At 67.4% G+C, this 15,670-nt stretch carries 18 protein-coding genes and 1 pseudogene; 10 read left to right on the top strand and 9 right to left on the bottom strand.

Features of this window, described 5'->3' with window-relative positions:
* Positions 1 to 278: 278 nt before the first annotated feature.
* From B141_RS0110085 to B141_RS0110095, 3 genes are all read right to left on the bottom strand, one after another.
* A complete protein-coding gene (locus B141_RS0110085) occupies positions 279 to 1,184 on the bottom strand; it encodes an ABC transporter permease (RefSeq protein WP_020575038.1) in 906 nt (301 codons plus the stop codon).
* A 3-nt stretch (positions 1,185 to 1,187) separates the two neighbouring features.
* Positions 1,188 to 4,049 carry a CocE/NonD family hydrolase gene (locus tag B141_RS0110090; protein ID WP_051114024.1) on the bottom strand — a complete coding sequence of 954 codons (2,862 nt, stop codon included), beginning with the start codon at positions 4,047 to 4,049 and terminating at the stop codon, positions 1,188 to 1,190.
* Positions 4,050 to 4,138: 89 nt separating this feature from the next.
* Positions 4,139 to 4,777 carry a LysE family translocator gene (locus tag B141_RS0110095; protein ID WP_020575040.1) on the bottom strand — a complete coding sequence of 213 codons (639 nt, stop codon included), beginning with the start codon at positions 4,775 to 4,777 and terminating at the stop codon, positions 4,139 to 4,141.
* 42 nt (positions 4,778 to 4,819) lie between these two features.
* Here B141_RS0110095 and B141_RS0110100 point away from each other — a divergent pair, with 42 nt between their 5' ends.
* Both B141_RS0110100 and B141_RS0110105 read left to right on the top strand, forming a co-directional pair.
* Positions 4,820 to 6,142: a sensor histidine kinase gene (locus B141_RS0110100; RefSeq protein ID WP_237742665.1), complete on the top strand. Its 1,323-nt coding sequence runs from the start codon at positions 4,820 to 4,822 to the stop codon at positions 6,140 to 6,142.
* A complete protein-coding gene (locus B141_RS0110105; protein ID WP_020575042.1) occupies positions 6,133 to 6,777 on the top strand; it encodes a response regulator in 645 nt (214 codons plus the stop codon). The genes B141_RS0110100 and B141_RS0110105 overlap by 10 nt, the downstream gene beginning before the upstream one ends.
* A gap of 25 nt (positions 6,778 to 6,802) precedes the next feature.
* Here B141_RS0110105 and B141_RS0110110 read toward each other — a convergent pair whose 3' ends face one another.
* Positions 6,803 to 7,519: a DedA family protein gene (locus B141_RS0110110; protein ID WP_020575043.1), complete on the bottom strand. Its 717-nt coding sequence runs from the start codon at positions 7,517 to 7,519 to the stop codon at positions 6,803 to 6,805.
* Positions 7,520 to 7,638: 119 nt separating this feature from the next.
* Positions 7,639 to 8,247 (bottom strand): hypothetical protein, encoded by a 609-nt coding sequence (locus B141_RS0110115; protein WP_020575044.1) that lies wholly within the window; start codon positions 8,245 to 8,247, stop codon positions 7,639 to 7,641.
* Positions 8,248 to 8,325: 78 nt separating this feature from the next.
* On the opposite strand from B141_RS0110115, the gene B141_RS0110120 reads away from it, so the two are divergent.
* Positions 8,326 to 8,808, top strand: coding sequence for an HIT family protein (locus B141_RS0110120; RefSeq protein ID WP_020575045.1), 483 nt, complete (start codon positions 8,326 to 8,328; stop codon positions 8,806 to 8,808).
* On the opposite strand, the gene B141_RS39920 is transcribed toward B141_RS0110120, so the two are convergent.
* Positions 8,772 to 9,197 carry a hypothetical protein gene (locus B141_RS39920; protein WP_020575046.1) on the bottom strand — a complete coding sequence of 142 codons (426 nt, stop codon included), beginning with the start codon at positions 9,195 to 9,197 and terminating at the stop codon, positions 8,772 to 8,774. The two genes, B141_RS0110120 and B141_RS39920, sit on opposite strands and share 37 nt — an antisense overlap.
* Before the next feature lie 149 nt (positions 9,198 to 9,346).
* On the opposite strand from B141_RS39920, the gene B141_RS49120 reads away from it, so the two are divergent.
* The 3 genes from B141_RS49120 (at position 9,347) to B141_RS0110140 (ending at position 10,908) form a co-directional block, all read left to right on the top strand.
* Positions 9,347 to 9,511, top strand: a complete 165-nt coding sequence (locus tag B141_RS49120; protein WP_020575047.1) for a hypothetical protein — start codon at positions 9,347 to 9,349, stop codon at positions 9,509 to 9,511.
* 64 nt (positions 9,512 to 9,575) lie between these two features.
* Entirely contained in the window at positions 9,576 to 9,746 is a 171-nt protein-coding gene (locus tag B141_RS51360) for a hypothetical protein (protein WP_020575048.1), read from the top strand.
* 7 nt (positions 9,747 to 9,753) lie between these two features.
* Entirely contained in the window at positions 9,754 to 10,908 is a 1,155-nt protein-coding gene (locus B141_RS0110140; protein WP_237742666.1) for an HNH endonuclease signature motif containing protein, read from the top strand.
* Between the two features lie 15 nt (positions 10,909 to 10,923).
* Here B141_RS0110140 and B141_RS0110145 read toward each other — a convergent pair whose 3' ends face one another.
* Together B141_RS0110145 and B141_RS0110150 are read right to left on the bottom strand one after the other, a co-directional pair.
* Positions 10,924 to 11,487: an alpha/beta fold hydrolase gene (locus B141_RS0110145; RefSeq protein ID WP_051114025.1), complete on the bottom strand. Its 564-nt coding sequence runs from the start codon at positions 11,485 to 11,487 to the stop codon at positions 10,924 to 10,926.
* Between the two features lie 34 nt (positions 11,488 to 11,521).
* Entirely contained in the window at positions 11,522 to 12,259 is a 738-nt protein-coding gene (locus B141_RS0110150) for a MerR family transcriptional regulator (protein WP_020575051.1), read from the bottom strand.
* A gap of 85 nt (positions 12,260 to 12,344) precedes the next feature.
* On the opposite strand from B141_RS0110150, the gene B141_RS0110155 reads away from it, so the two are divergent.
* Genes B141_RS0110155 through B141_RS0110165 form a run of 3 tightly spaced genes read left to right on the top strand, consistent with a single transcriptional unit; the run spans position 12,345 to position 14,938 of the window.
* A complete protein-coding gene (locus tag B141_RS0110155; protein WP_020575052.1) occupies positions 12,345 to 13,373 on the top strand; it encodes an ABC transporter ATP-binding protein in 1,029 nt (342 codons plus the stop codon).
* Between the two features lie 5 nt (positions 13,374 to 13,378).
* Positions 13,379 to 14,140, top strand: a complete 762-nt coding sequence (locus B141_RS0110160; protein WP_157180920.1) for an ABC-2 family transporter protein — start codon at positions 13,379 to 13,381, stop codon at positions 14,138 to 14,140.
* 51 nt (positions 14,141 to 14,191) lie between these two features.
* Positions 14,192 to 14,938: an ABC transporter permease gene (locus tag B141_RS0110165; protein ID WP_202805719.1), complete on the top strand. Its 747-nt coding sequence runs from the start codon at positions 14,192 to 14,194 to the stop codon at positions 14,936 to 14,938.
* A 4-nt stretch (positions 14,939 to 14,942) separates the two neighbouring features.
* Here B141_RS0110165 and B141_RS0110170 read toward each other — a convergent pair whose 3' ends face one another.
* On the bottom strand, positions 14,943 to 15,128 hold the full coding sequence (locus B141_RS0110170) for a hypothetical protein (protein WP_157180921.1): 186 nt from the start codon (positions 15,126 to 15,128) through the stop codon (positions 14,943 to 14,945).
* A gap of 179 nt (positions 15,129 to 15,307) precedes the next feature.
* On the opposite strand from B141_RS0110170, the pseudogene B141_RS0110175 reads away from it, so the two are divergent.
* Positions 15,308 to 15,670, top strand: a pseudogene (locus tag B141_RS0110175) (IS982 family transposase); the annotation flags it as partial.

A 15,670-nucleotide genomic window follows, 5' to 3' on the forward strand; every position in this document is an offset into this window, starting at 1 on the left:
GATTGTGAAGGATTCTGGTCATATATCGACGAAAATCCTTCATGATCATGGCGGCCGCGCGCTCCGACAACTTCCAGAAGCTGCGCCCCGGATGATGGCGTTTGAAGAACCCTCGGCGTGACGCTGCTGGCGTCTCACATTGTGTACAGCCTTTGCGGGAGCTCACGCAGAAGCCTGGTGAGCCCACCACTGACCTGGTGCTGTTCGCCGCCTCCCACATCGCGCGATCAAATGCGAGAGACCACAGTTTTGAATAGGCCTCCATGTGAGGTCAGGCTTTAGGAGAGGACGTCCTTACGGAGGAAGGTCCACCAGGCGCAGGCGAAGAACACCGCGGCGTAGACCAGCGCGGACACCCCACCCTTCGCCATCCCCTCCAGCTGCACCGGCTCGGTGAACAGCCCGCGCCAGGCGTCGGCGTAGTGCATCGGCAGCACGCTGCGGAGGGAGCCGAGCGCGTCCACCTGGTTGAGGATGTTGGCGACGATCACGACAACCACGCAGCCGCCGACGGCCGCCAGCGGAGTGTCCGTGCTCACCGACAACCAGAACGCCAGTGCGGCAATGAGGAGCAGCGTGCCGGCGAGGTAGCCGACCATGCCCCCGATCCGCAGCAGCGCCTCGCTGGTACCAAGGTCGTCACCGCGCGGCGTACGCAATGCTCCCCATCCGAACGCCGCCCAGCCCACCGCCAGCGCGGTCGCGGTGAGGAGCACGAGCGCCACCGTCGAGGTCAGCAGGCTGACCGCGAGCTTGACGCCGAGCAGCCGCGCGCGCGGGACCGGCACGGCCAGGAGATACCGCAGGGTCCCCCAGCTCGCCTCGCTGGCCACGGCGTCACCACACTGCAGCGCCACGATCATGACCAGCAGGAACGTCGCGGACGCCGAGAGGGTGAAGACGGTGAAGTTCGCCGCGCTGAAGGTCGCGAGGCCGCCGAACGACGCCGTGCCGCCGGTGTCCTGGGTGCCGAACCTGAAGGCGGCGACGAGTACGAGGGGAAGGGCGACGACCAGGCCGAACACCAGTCCGGTCCGGCGACGGCGAAGCTGCCGGCGGAGTTCGGTGCGGATCCGGAGCGTGGCCCGGGCGCGGTATCCCGGCACCGCTCCGTCGGTGCTGAGCGTGGTGGGGGCGAGCGGGGTGGCGGCGATCTGGTCCGTCATGGCGTTCTCACTGGTCATCGGTCACCGGTCCTGGCGGTACTCATGGCCGACGAGGGTCAGGAACACGTCCTCCAACTGCCGGCGTGGCGCGACCCGGTCGACGCCGACACCGCCGGCCACGAGCGTCCGCACCAACTCGCTGCGGGCGACCCCGTCGAGGTCGACGACCAGGCCGCCGTTCTGCCGGGCGACGGAGCGGACACCGAGGTCGCCGAGCAGCGTTTCGGCCCGCTCCACGTCGGTGACGTCGACGACCACGGTGGGTGAGTCGGCAACGATGTCCTCGACCCGGCCGGCCGCGAGGCGCCGCCCTCGATGGAGTACGACCACGTGCGTGCAGGTCTGCTCCACCTCGGCCAGGAGGTGGCTGGAGACGAGCACGGCCCGGCGGCCCTCGGTGTAGCGCCTGAGCACACCCCGCAGCTCCGCGATCTGGGGCGGGTCGAGGCCGTCCGTCGGTTCGTCGAGGATGAGCAGGTCCGGCATCCCGAGCATGGCCTGGGCGATGGCGAGCCGCTGGGTCATGCCGTGGCTGTACGTCCGAACCTTCCGGTCCAGCGCGGGCCCGAGCCCCGCGATCTCCAGGACCTCCTCGAACCTCGCGTCCGCCACCGGGCGTCCTGTCGCCTGCCAGAACAGCTCGAGGTTCGCCCGGCCGGTCAGGTACGGCAGGAACCCGGGCCCTTCGACCAGGACGCCCACCCGGGACAGCACCGGCGTGCCCGCGGTCAGGGGATGACCGAAGAGCAGCACCTCCCCGGCGGTCGGGCGGACCAACCCCTGGAGGATGCGCAGGCAGGTCGTCTTACCCGCGCCGTTCGGGCCGAGCAGCCCCACCACCTCTCCACGCCGCACCGTGAAGTCCACTTCCTGGAGCGCGGTGAGGCCGTCGGCGTACGTCTTGCCAAGACCGCACACGACGAGCGGAGTGTCCGCGTGTTCGGCGACGACATGCCGGACGCGGCGCCGCGACCGCCGCCGCCCGAGCAGCCACACGGCGGCGCCGCCCAGGATCAACGCCGTCACGACCCCGGCAAGGATGGCGAGCCACGGTCCGGTCGGGTCACCGGCCGCGCTGGCCGCCACCTGCGGAAGGCGGACCGTGTTGCCGGCCAGCCCGGCGACGTACACCTGCGGCGCCTCGGGTCCGGCGTACGCCTGGTCGGCGGTCGCGAGCGTGACCCTGAGCCGGTGGCCGGCGGGAAAGCGGTGCACGATCGCGGGCAGCGTCACCGTCACCGGCCTGGCCTGGTCGATCGAGGCCGGCAGGTTGGTCAGCCGGACCGGCGCGACACCGCCGCCGGGTAGCTCGACCACCCCGCTTGGCGCGACGTCGTACAGCTTGACGAAGAGCACCGCGCTGCCCGTCGGCGAGGCGGCTCTGACCCGGACGCTTGGCGCACCCGTCACGTCGACGCGGCTCGACAACGGCGCCGACTCGTACACCACGCTCTGGCCCGGGATGTCCAGCGTGAGCCAGCGGGCCAGCAGGCTGCTGCCGAGGGCCCCGAGTGCTCCGAGGCCGCCGAGGCCGGGGACGGACGACAGGGCGGCAGGTGTACCAGCCGGGGGATTGCTGACTGGCTGGGGCTGTCCGTCGAGGGTGATCTCGCGGGCGGGCTCGTCACCGCCGAGGTGTGGATAGGCCTTCGCGAAGAGGCCGAGGCTGCGTACGCCGGTGCCGCCGTAGTCGGTCCCGGTGACCCGACTGAACGCGAAGGACCGGACGGGCGCGCGGCCGGTTCCCTTGACGTAGTAGTCCAGCCAGCCGACGGTGGCCGCCTTGACCCGGCGCTGGTCCAGGTCGGACCCGGCACCGCCGTCGTGACCGCCCGCGAACCACGTAACGCGGGCCCGCGTCCCCGCGGCCGCGATGCCGGTGGCGTTCGCTTCGGCCTCCGAGAGCGGAAACAACGTGTCGGCAGTCCCCTGCACGAGCAGCGTGGGGGCGCTGATCCGGTGGAGGATCTGGGACGGACTCGAGCGCTTCAACAGCCGGAGGGTGGCCGGGTCGGCGCGGCCGGTCATGACCGCGCGCTGGTACATCCGGCAGACGTCCGGCGCGAACCGCCCGCAGCTGGGATCCATCCTCTCGGCTGCGGGCACCTTCGGTGAGGGCGCCGCGGACGGGACGGGGCCGGGGGAGGCGGATGTCCCGGTCGCCGCGGACAGCCCGTCAGCCTCTGTCAACGGTTCTTTGACAGACAGCGGAGTCAGGGTCGGCGATGTGTCGGTCCCAGCGGCGAACAACCAGCCGGCCCAAGCCCGCTTGAAGACTCCTTCCGCGGGTCCACGTCCGGTCGACTCCGGGAACAGCGCGGTGGACAGGTCGTTCCAGGTGACCTGCGGAACGATCGCGTCGACCCTGTGGTCGTACCCCGCCAGCAGCAACGCGAGCGCGCCACCGTACGACCCGCCCACCACGCCGACCCGCGGGTCGCCCGGACCGTCGCGGCGGACCTCGGGCCGGGCCGCGAGCCAGTCCAGCAGGGCCCGCGCGTCGTTGACCTCGTAGTCGGGGCTGTCAAGATGGATCTGCCCGCTGGAACGCCCGAAGCCCTGGGCGGTCCAGGTGAGAACGACGTACCCGCGGTCGGTCAGGTCCTGGGCCTGCCCGTCAACGCTGTCCTTGGTGCCACCGAAGCCGTGCGCGAGGAGAACCGCCGGGGCCGGCTGGGCGGCTGTCGCCGTCGCGGGGAGGTAAAGCCGGGTGTCAAGGCGTACGGGCTGGTCACGCCGCGGACCGGTGAGGACAGTCACCATCGCGTCCTCTGCCCGGTAGCCGGGACGCGTGTCAACCGCGTGCCACGCGACGCCGCCGATGCCCGCCGCGAGGGCGACTACCAGAGCTGCCATGCGGCCGCGAAAACGCACTGCGACCATGCGGACACCGTACGCGTTCAAGCTGGGGTCGCGGGGCCGGTTTGCCGGGCCAGTGCCAGCTCAGTGCCGGGTCAGTGCCGGGGTCCCGTTCAGTGCGTGGAGTCGAGAGCCAGCCGGACCGCGAGCGCGCCGAACACTGCCGCCGACACCCGGTCGAGCCAGCGCCGGAACGCCTGGCGACGGAGAAGGCGATCGGACATGGTTCCCGCCAACAGACCCGCCGACGCGTCCACCGAGAGCCCCACGACGATGAACAACCCGCCGAGCACCAGGAACTGCACCGTCGCCGGCAAGCTACCCGCGCCGGTCGTGAGGAACTGCGGGAAGAACGCCAGATAGAAGAGGATCACCTTGGGGTTGGCGAGGTTCGTGAGCACCGCCATGCCATAGACGCGGGGCAGTGATCGTGCCCGCGGCGCCACCGGGGCTGAGAGGTCGAGCCTCCGGCTCGCCCGCCACGTCGTGATCGCGAGGTAGATCAGGAAGAGCGCGCCGGCGATGCGTACTCCGTCCAGCACGAGCGGCGCCGCCCGGATCAGCGCCCCGAGGCCGAACGCCGCGGCAGTGGTGTGGACCGCGAGGCCGGTCGACATCCCCAGCGCCGCCACGACACCCGCCCGGCGTCCCCCGGTGAGCGCATTGGCGACGATGAACAACATGTCAGGCCCAGGTGCGACGCTGATCAGCGCGACCGCGACGACGAACGCGGCAAGCAGGGCGTGGTCCATAGCCCGTTCTCCAACTTCTTACGTGCGAGGCCGCCCAGCCAGGTGGCTCATTTTCTCCTGATCAGGCCCGTACGACCCGTCCGGGAGGCGAACACCCGGTCGGACCCGGTTCATTCCCGCGGCCGCTCAACTAGCCTCACGTCCTGTGCGAGCGCTGCCAACGGACCCTGGAAGCGGTCTGGGACGACGAGCGGGGCGGGCTTCACCCGGGTACGCCACCTGGCCCGGCGCGGTGCCCGGACCTCGGCCGGCCTCGCCCTCGGTGCACTCACCGGAGTCCTCACCCTCGTGGGGTTGCTGCTCGCCGGGCTTGCCGTCGCGGGCACCGCGGCACTGCCGCCCGCTCGACGGACGGCGACCCGACTGATCCACGATGCGGCGAGGTGGCTGGGCACGCTCGAGGGCCAGCGGTTGGCCAGGTTTCTCGGCGGGGAGAGCTCCCCACCAGCCAGTGGTCGGCGCGCACTGGAGTACCTCGCGGTGCGGTGGCCGGTGGGTCTGCTCGGCGGCTTCGTCCTCGTGCTCCTCGGCTACGGCGCGGCAGTCGGCAGCGCCCTCGTCGGGGGCTGGCTGGTCGGAAGACGCCCCGACAACATCCCACCGACCTGGCCGATCGTCCTCTACATCCTCGTCCTGGGGCTGGTCCTGCTGTATCTCGCCCTGCAGGGCCTGGCCGGGGTCGCGGCCCTCGACCGCCGGCTGGCGCGGCACTTCCTCGGACCCAGCGAACGCGAACGCCTCCAGCGTCGGATCGCCGAACTCGCGAGCAGCCGGGCCGGGATCGTCGAGGCGGTGGACGCCGAACGCCGCCGGATCGAGCGCGATCTCCATGACGGCGTACAACAACGGCTCGTCGCGCTGGCCATGCTGCTCGGGCGCACCCGCCGCAGCGACGACCCAGCGAAGTCCCACGACCTGCTCCGCCAGGCTCACGAGGAGTCCCAGCACATCCTGAACGACCTACGCGATGTGGCGTGGCGGGTCTATCCGACCGCCCTCGACACCCTGGGGCTGGAGGAGGCGCTCGCCGCGGTGGCCGACCGGTCCAGCGTGCCGGTCCAGATGTCGTACACCGTGGCGGAACCGCTCGCCGCCCCGATCGCGACTGCCGTCTACTTCGTCGTCTGCGAGGGCGTGACCAACGCCGCCAAGCATTCCGGCGCGGACCTGATCAGCGTCATTGTCGATCGCCGGGAGAGGATCATTCACGTGCGGATCAGCGACAACGGAGCGGGCGGCGCCGACCCCGGGGGCGGCGGACTGTCCGGCCTCGCGCGGCGGGTGGTCGCGCTCGATGGCACGCTCGCGGTCGAGAGCCCGCGCGGGGGTCCGACCACGATCACCGCGGAGTTGCCGTGCGCGTGATCCTCGCCGAAGACTCGGTGCTGCTGCGGGAAGGGCTCGTCCGGCTGCTCACCGAGGAAGATCACGCCGTCGTCGCCGCGGTGGGTGATGGCGACGCGCTGCTCGCGGCGGTGGCGGAGCATCGGCCCGAGGTTGTGGTGGCCGACGTACGCATGCCGCCGACCCACACGGACGAAGGCCTGCGGGCGGCGCTGGAGATCCGCCGGCGGTGGCCGGGCACCGGCGTACTCGTGCTGTCGCAGTACGTCGAGAAGCGGTACGCCACGGAGCTGCTCGGGTCTGACACCAACGGTGTCGGGTACCTCCTGAAGGACCGGGTCGCGCAGGTGGAGGAGTTCCTCGCCGCCCTGGACCGGGTCGGTGCGGGGGGTGCGGCGTTCGATCCCGAGGTGGTGCGGCAACTCCTCGCCCGCACCACCCACGCGGATCCGTTGGCCAGGCTCACCCCACGGGAGCGGGACGTACTCGCCCACATGGCGGAGGGACACACCAACGCCTCGATCGCCGCCGCGCTGCATGTCTCGTCGAGCGCGGTGGAGAAGCACGTCAACGCGATCTTCGACAAGCTCGAGTTGTCGCACGTGACGGGCTACAGCCGGCGGGTCCTCGCCATCCTCCGCTACCTGGGTACGTGACGCCGGCCCTCGAGAGGCTCCTGTCTCAGTCGGCGAGCTCGTCGTCAGGGCGGGTGGCCCGCTGACCCGTGCTACGCGATCCCACCCGGCGACCAGGCGAGCGTCGGGCTCCGACCAGGCGTGCGACCACGAAGCCGACCACGGCGAGCACCACGACCACCACGACGACCTTCGAGAGAACCCCGACGTAGCCCTCGACCAGGGTCCAGTTCTCGCCGAGGAAGTAGCCGGCCATCACCAGCGCGGTGTTCCAGATCGCGCTGCCCATCGCGGTGAAGATCAGGAACGTACCGATCGACATGCGTTCGATGCCGGCCGGAATCGAGATGAGGCTGCGAAAGATCGGAATCATCCGGCCGAAGAAGACGGTGCCGACGCCGTGTTTGACGAACCACGCCTCGGTCTTGTCGACGTCAGAGAGCTTCACCAGAGGTAGCTTCGCCACGATCGCGCGGGTGCGTTCGCGACCGACCAGCGCTCCGATGTAGTAGAGCGCGACGGCACCCACGACCGAACCAAGCGTGGTCCAGACGAGTGCGCTAACCAGGCTCAGCTCGCCGCGACTCGCGGTGAAGCCGGCCAGCGGGAGGATGATCTCGCTGGGGATTGGTGGAAAGAGATTCTCGAGGGCGACGGCGAGGCCCGCGCCGGGCCCGCCGAGGGTCTCCATCAGCCCGGTGACCCAGCCGACGAGTCCTCCGGTCGGCTGGCCCTGGGTGACCAGGCTGGTGGCGGTGTTCATGCGTGACTCCGTTCGATCATGTGGGGAACGCTAGGGGCCCCGCTCGGGTTCCGGCCATGGGGTCGACCACCCAGGTGGCGGGCGCGTACCGCAGTGCCAACGTGCGGAAAACCACACCTTCAGCGGACCCGGACGCGGCCACCACTGAAAGAGGCCAGAGCCTGGTCGATCGCCGCGACCGGCTGGCGGAGGGTCGAGATCGCATATCGCAGGCCCTTGGTGCCGTGGACCTTCTTGTGGAGGATCCGTTGGACATCGGGATGCTCGAGCCCCTGCACTCCTGGTGTGGTCGGTGTGACACCAGGCATCAGGTCCAGAATCAGCCGCGGCCCACCCCGCCACCTTCTGAGGCGGAAGCCCACGACGGCGTTCCACGGCAGGAAGATCGAGTCGGGTGCGGCGTCGATGCTGCACCGCAGGCCGGCCGGAGACATCCGAAAGGCCAATGGCGAAATCCCTGTCGTCTCCCACGTTCGCCGGGTGCGCCCGATGGACCACAGCACGTAGTTACCCGAGAACGCCAACGTGACAGCCGGAAAGAGCAGGATCAGAAGCGGAGTAGAGTACGCGATCGCCGCACCCATCCCGACGAGACCGACAACGACTGCGGCACTGATGAGGTTGGTCCAAGCGGCGACGCGCATCAGCCTCAGCGTCCGGACCCGGGCCCGCACCACCGCCTCCTGATCCACGTCCACGAGGAACTCCGCGGCAGGTCCACCAAACATGCGCGGCACGCTACCGGTCTCTTGATCACCGCGGCGCCTGACCCACCGAGCGTCCCCCTGCTGCTACGTTCCCCAGGCATGTTCAACCATGAGCCCCCGGACTACCCGTGCCCGTTCTGCTTACTGATTACCAGCGGCGAGAACGAGCTCATCTCCAGGCACGACGTCGTACGCCAGAACGAACGCGCGACGGCGTGGGTCTCGCCGCGCTGGTGGCCTAACAACCACGGGAACGTGCTCGTGGTACCCAACGCGCACTACGAAAATCTGTACGACCTTCCGCCCGCCTGGGGTCACGCGGTGCACGATCTGGTGCGTGAGGTCGCGATTGCGATCCGGCACACGTACGACTGTGCGGGCGTCTCGACGCGCCAGCACAACGAACCAGCGGGCTACCAGGACGTGTGGCACTACCACATGCACGTCTTCCCTCGCTATCCAGACGACCAGCTCTACAACTCGCTCCATCTTCGGGATCCGGTGCCGGCCGAGGCGCGTCGGCCCTATGTGGACAGGCTGCGCCGCTATTTCGACGAACGCGGTTCACTCACTGACTCCTGACGGTGGTCTTGCTGCGGGCGTCTGGTGAGCGCCAGCAGTGCGATCGGGATCGCCACCCCGGTGGTGAGTAACGCCATCAGGATCACGCCATCCCGCGCCGAAAGGTGGTGCAGGAAGCGGATGTGGATCACCAGGTGCGAGACCGCGAACAGCAGGTACGCCGCCAGAGCCGTACGCACCAAGGCGTACGTCATCAAGACCAGGCTGGCTCCGAGGACCACGGCGAGGGCGAGGTTCATCGCGCCGTAGTCGAGGAGCAGGTGTTCGTTGTAGGGCATCCGCATGTTGACCACGGGAATCGCGTAGAACGACCTGGGCGACACCAGGATCCAAGCCCCGAGGGCGACCTGGGTCACGGTGAGGAAGAGCAGTCCGGCGCGCAGTCTCATCGTTCGTTCCTCTCCTTGCTGGATGGAGGGCTTGCCATCCATGAAGAACTGAGCAGGAACGCCGGATGTGACAGCCCGATGATGCAGGCACGACATCAGGCCTCGATGCTGGGTACGCCGCGACCTGGCTACTCGGATCGCGCAACCCGTTGATCGGGCGCGAAGGAGAGTTCCTGCGACTCGGATTCCGGAAGGTTGACGACTATCGGCCGCAGCGGTGGAAGGACCCGGTGCACCCGCAGCAGATCCACCTCGACATCTATGTCGACGACCCGGCCGGACACCCTATCCGCCTCGGCGTGGAAGGTCAGTGAATCCCCTCAAAATAAGGGCTCTTCGTCATGCCATTGACACTTCCTGGCTGATAAACTCGTACCCATGTTCGATCACGGGGATGTTGATGTGTCGGCGTTGGCTGAGGCCGCGCCCGGTCCTGAGCTTGCCGCCACGCTGGCGGCGATCGATTTGAATGCTGTGAATGGCTATGCGCGGGTCGTGGTGATGCGGGCGTGGCAGCGTCAGGTGTCGTGGGCGTCGTGCCAATCGTGAGCTGTGTTTGGCGCTTGACCTGACCGCCCGCCTCCCTGGTACCCGTGCGGCTCTGGAGGCGGGTCGGATTGATGTGGCCAAGGCGCGGGAGATCGCCTCCGAAACCAGCTGCCTGTCAGACGAGCTCGCCCGCCAGGCAGAGGAATGGATCCTGTCGAAAGCGCCGGGGTTAACTCGTCAGCAGATCGAACGCCGGTTGAAGGCGAAGGTGGTGTCGCTGGATCCGGTGGGTGCCGAGGAGCGGCGGAAGGCAGCGAAACGCGAGCGTCGCATCAAGTTCAGTGCTGGTGTGAACGGGGTCGCCAGTATCTTCGGTTATGACCTACCGCTGGAGAGAGTCGCTCAAGCGAAGGCGTTCATCAAGGAGATGAGTGAGCATCTCAAGGCAGGTGGGGATGACCGCTACCTCGACGAAATCGAAGTCGACGTCTTCCTCGACCTCCTCTGCGGCCGGCATCTGGACACCAATGGCATGGCGGTCAAGGTTGAACTTGTCGCCCCGCTCGACACCTGGCTCAACGCCGCTACCAGGGCCGCAAACGCCGCCGACTCCAGTCCGAAGCGCACCGAGCGCGAGGAGGACACCGCTGGGACCGAACCAGCTGACCTGAAGGACTTCGGGCCCATCTCCGAAGAGGTGCTCGCGGACATTATCAAAGCCGCCGAAGCCGGCTTCGAGTACTGCTGGACCGTCACCGAAGACGGCGTGGTCGTCTACCACAACCGCAGCGCCTACCGGCCAACCAAGAAACAGCGGGAGTTCGTGCAGGCGAGAGACCGGACCTGCCGCCACCCAGGCTGCGAACGGCCAGCGGAGAAGTGCGAAGCAGACCACACCTTCGAACACCGCAACGGCGGAACCACCTGCGCCTGCAACCTGGCAATGCTCTGCAAACGCCACCACCGCGCCAAACACGAAGGCGGCTGGTGGTGGACCCGCCAAGACCCAGGAACCATGCGAGCACAAAGCCCGCTCGGACACACCTACGACGTGGACCCTGATCCGCTACCAGGCAACCGAATTCCACAACAAGCCGACCCAAACACGGGGCCGAAACGCCAAACCGTCGCCGCGTTCATCACCGGAAGCGCAAACCCTGAGGACGCCAACCGGCATAGCGACGCGCAGCTCACTCCGGACGATGAACCCATACCGTTCTGAGACGAGCGTGCGGTCTTATGACAGCCGAGCGACGAAGTGATCCATCGCCTCCGTAACCTGACCCAGAACGCTCACGGACCGGATCGGGTCGTCCTCGATCTCCATCGCGTGATTGGCCTCCGGAACTTCCAGCACCCCCGCACCAGATCGTTTCGCCACATCGCTCTTCCACAGTCCATCCGCGGTTCCGCCGACGAGAAGGCTGGGCTTCGACGCGCGGGTGAGCCCATCGATGACCGTGGGATCGGCGAGGACCGGGGTGAGCCAGATCGCGGGAATGCCGTGCACCGCGGCCAACGGAGCGGCATGCGTTCCCCTCGACTTTCCGACCAACAACACCTGCTCCGCAGTCTCCCGTGCAAGCGCGGCTTCAGCCTGCTCTCGCACCCAGTCGGGTATCGAATCCTGGTCGGGCGGATCACCCCACCAGATCTCTTGCACAGTCCAACCCCGATGCAACAGGACAGCCCTCGCGTAATGCAGTAAGGGCGCTGCGGGCGTGTAACCACCGCCAGGGAGGACGATCGCCACTCGGGAGGGATTCGCGTCGTACCTCGCCTGCTCGGGATAAGAAGCCATGCTGAGGAAGCATAAAGAGCCCCGGTCGCCTCGGCTATTGCCCTGTCTGGAGGTAGCGGTGCAGGGTGCTGGTGGCCTCCATCGTGCGCTGGCTGGCGGCTTCGACTGACTGACGGCGTTGCTCGAACGCGGCGCGGGCTTGGACGGGTCGGCTGGTGCCAAGGTCGTCGAGGACGGCTCGGATCGCGTCGAAGCGGTAGCCGGCGTCGCGGAGAAGTTTGACGATCTGGAGCCGCTGTAGCTGCTCCTGGTCGTAGAAACGGCTCCGGGTCGTGCCGTCGCGGGTCGGCTGCAAGAGTCCTTGCTGCTCCCAGAACCGCAGGGCCGACGGGCGTACTCCCACGATCTCGGCAGCAGCCCCAATGCGAACCACCCGTCGAGTCCTGATCACGGAGCTCCCGGGAGTACCAAGCGAAAGCCGGTCAAGGGTTTGCAGCACGTCGTCGATCTGGGCGCGTTGACGATGGAGTTCGGCGTGGCACGCGTCGACGATCGCAAGGGCAGCGGGGATATCGCCTGCATGGACCGCGCGCATCACGTCAAGCGCCTGTTGCCAGCCATATCCCGCGATCAAGCATCGCGCCACCTGGATCGCCTCGACATGTATCTCCGTATAGCGGCGGTACCCGGTCGGGCTGCGGCCGGCGGCCGGCAGGAAACCGATCCGTTCGTACGTCCGCACCAGGGACGCGCTGATGCCGACCATTCGAGCCAGGTCGACCGGCCGAAGCCAGCCAGCCGCCCGTCCGTCGCTCTTCAACCGCGGTTGCAAGGTTTCGACCTTCCTTCCGTACGCCTGAAGGCGCTGGCCTCCGAGCCAACCTTGCAGCGTGCATCAGCCTCGTACTTTAGGCCCCATGATGCCATTCGAGACAGGACCGGATTCTGATCCAGTCGTCGTGATCAGCGAGCTCGGGATGACGTACCACGCACCGGTGCGCACGGCGGGCCTCAAGGCAGCGTTCCGAGCGTTGTGGCGCCGGGAGTACCAACGCATCGAGGCTGTCGCCGACGTGTCGTTCCGCCTCACCGCGGGGGAGATCGTCGGGTTCCTCGGACCCAACGGTGCCGGCAAAACCACCACCATGAAGATCCTTTCCGGAATTCTGCATCCCACCGGCGGCGAGGCGCTGGTGCTGGGATACACCCCAAAGCGACGGCAGCCCGCATTCCTCAAGCAGATCGCGCTCCTCCGCGGGAGCCAGCCCATCGACGGGCCCATCGAGTTGACCGTCTTGGACAACCTCCACTACCGCCGGCTGTTGTACGACGTGCCACAACGGCAGTTCCAGACAAACGTCGACGAACTCACCGACATGCTTGACCTGGAATCCCTTCTCCTGCGGCAGGTTCGAGCATTGAGCCTCGGGGAGCGAATGCGCGCCGGGTTGGCGGTTGCCCTACTCCACCGTCCTCGGGTGCTCTTCCTCGACGAGCCCACCATCGGCCTGGACGCCTCGGCGGCGATGGCGTTCCGCCGCAGCATCGCCACGTACGCCAGCCGCACGGCGGCCACCGTTCTGCTCACCAGCCACTACATGACCGAGGTGGAAGCCCTGTGCTCACGGGTGATTCTCATTGACAAGGGCCGCTTGCGCTACGACGGCAACCTCGCCGCGCTGGCCACGCATCTCTCGCCCTACAAGCTGTTGCGCGTAACGACTGCGGACATCAGCGAACCCGTTGCCTGGGACAGCTACGGAGAGCCGGAGAATTCCGACCCCAACCAGTGCGCCCCGAATCAAGTGATCCTGCGAGTTCACCGACAGGACGCTCCGCGGATCACCAGCCGGCTCCTGGCCGAGGTTCCCATCGCTGACCTGACGGTGGCTGACCCACCGCTGGAGACTGTGATGGACGAGTTCTACCGCGCGGGTGTGGCATGATCCGGATGCTGCGACTGGTGGGGCTGTCAATCTGGCGCCAGTCGCTCAGCCAGTGGAGCTGGCGATCCTTCCTGATCACAATCGTCATCGGCCAGTCCGTTACGCCGTTACTCGGACTGCTGGTCTGGTCCGCTGCGTTGCCGGGTGATTCGCAGGTCTCCACCTACTACGTCGCGCTCCTTGCCGTGCAGCTGATGACGGCCTCGTATGAGCACCACACGCTGTCGAACGGCATCTACGACGGAACCCTCGCACGGGCCCTCGTCCAACCACAGCCAGTCGTCATCGACGTCATTGGCTCGAACCTCGGCCTGCGTATCTGGCACCTGATCTTCGGCCTGCCCCTCATCGCGATCGCGGCAGTCGTCGCCGGTGCCCAGATTGACGTGTACGAAGGAATGCTGGCTCTGCCCGCGGTCGTCATCGCGGGGGCTCTGAGGTTCGTGTTCACGTACCTGCTCGCCCTTTCGGCGCTGTGGACCGAACGCGCCCACGGGGTTGTCGGCCTGGGCGAGACCCTGATCTTCCTCCTCGGAGGAACCGCCGCGCCGCTCGGCTACCTACCCGAGCCGTTCCGCTCCGTCGGACAGGCGCTGCCGTTCTGGTCCATGCTCGGCCTGCCCGCCGAAATCGCGGCTGGAACCATCCACGGTGCAGCGCTTTCTCAGGCGTACGCCGTCCAACTCGGCTGGCTCGTCGTGCTCACCGCGCTTGCCGCCGTGATCTGGCGGGTCGGCCTTCGTCGCTTCGCCGCAGTCGGCGCCTAGGGGGTCTCAGTCATGCTCAAGCTCATCCGCTTGTTCGCAACGCTTTTCTCCATGTCCCTTCGACGTCAGATCACATTCCGTGCCGACCTGGTCTTTGAGCTGGTGCTCACAGTCGTCGGGCTCGCTGCGTCCATCGCCGCTCTGGGGATGATTTACACGCGTACGGACACCCTCGGAGGATGGGGCCCCGGTGAGGCCATCGCCCTGCTCGGCACGTTCCAGATCATCACCGGACTGCGCACGGCATTCGTCGAGCCCAACCTGCAATGGTTCGGCAAGCAGGTCAAGGAAGGAACCTTCGACGCCATCCTCACCCAACCCGCACCCGCGATCTTCCTTGCCAGCCTCAACACCTGCGCGCCGCTTGCCCTCGGACAGGTCGGTCTCGGCGCGATTGTTGTCGCGTACGGCGTCCACGAAGCCTCGGTCTCCATTACGCCTGCCGGCGTCGCCGCCTGGCTGGCGCTGCTCGTTGCCGCGACGGTCATCATGTGGGCGACTCGCGCGCTCCTCGCCGCCCTCGTTTTCTGGGCCCCCGAATTGACCTTGGACGTCGTCTACGACTCTGTTTGGCAATTCGCCCGCTACCCCGTCGACATCTACCAGCGACCGTTGCGAATGCTCCTCACCTATGTCCTGCCGGTCGCCTTCCTCGCCACCGTCCCTGCGCGAGTCCTTCTCGACACTGGGCAACTCGTGGCTGTCCCGGTGTCGATCGGACTCGCCATTGGCAGCTACTTGTTGGCCCACCTTGCCTGGCAGGCGGGACTTCGCCGCTACACAAGCGCAACGAGCTAGTTCCTCAGCCCGGGAAGAGGTCGACGAAGTGTCGTCGTACCTGACCGTCGTCGTACGTCCAGTCGCAGGTGAAGCCCGGGGGCCAACTCTGCCAACCAAAGGACGTCGCGGTCACGCTCGCCGGGGCCTCGTAATCACAATTCTGGACCGCGACGTCATAGCTGAGCCGATACCAGCCGATGAAAGCCACGGCAAGCACGAGAGCGATTCCTGCCACGATTATGACCGCGCGGGTCCGTGAGCGTCGCCGTACGCCGAGATTGGTAGCCACAGCCTGATGATCGCAGACTGGTCTAGACGAGTGATTCCTAACTCTGTTCGGCGTGGCTGCTGGGATCTTGACGCAGCGGAGGGTACCGATGTCGTTTTGTGACGAACAACCTCGATACCCTCCTCACCGCACTGTACGTGTACATCGATGATCACGTGGTCCAGGCGCACCGGCTCACACCCGGGCGGCCGAAGAGACTGACTGATGCCGAGCTGGTCTGTCTGGCGGTTGCCCAGGTTCTGTTGGGTTACCCGTCCCAGCATCACTGGCTGCGCGCCTGCTACGGCCGGCTCGGGCACCTGTTCCCGTACCTGCCCAAACAGCCTGGCTACAGCAAACGGATCAAGGCAGCCGGGCCACTGATCGCCAAAGTGCTCGACTATCTGGCGCGGGAGGTGTCGGCGCAGTCTGATGAGTTCCGGTTCATCGACGCCACGCCTGTCTCGTGTGGCTGCTCGGTC

The sequence above is a fragment of the Actinopolymorpha alba DSM 45243 genome, assembly GCF_000373925.1.
GTDB classification, from domain to species: domain Bacteria; phylum Actinomycetota; class Actinomycetes; order Propionibacteriales; family Actinopolymorphaceae; genus Actinopolymorpha; species Actinopolymorpha alba.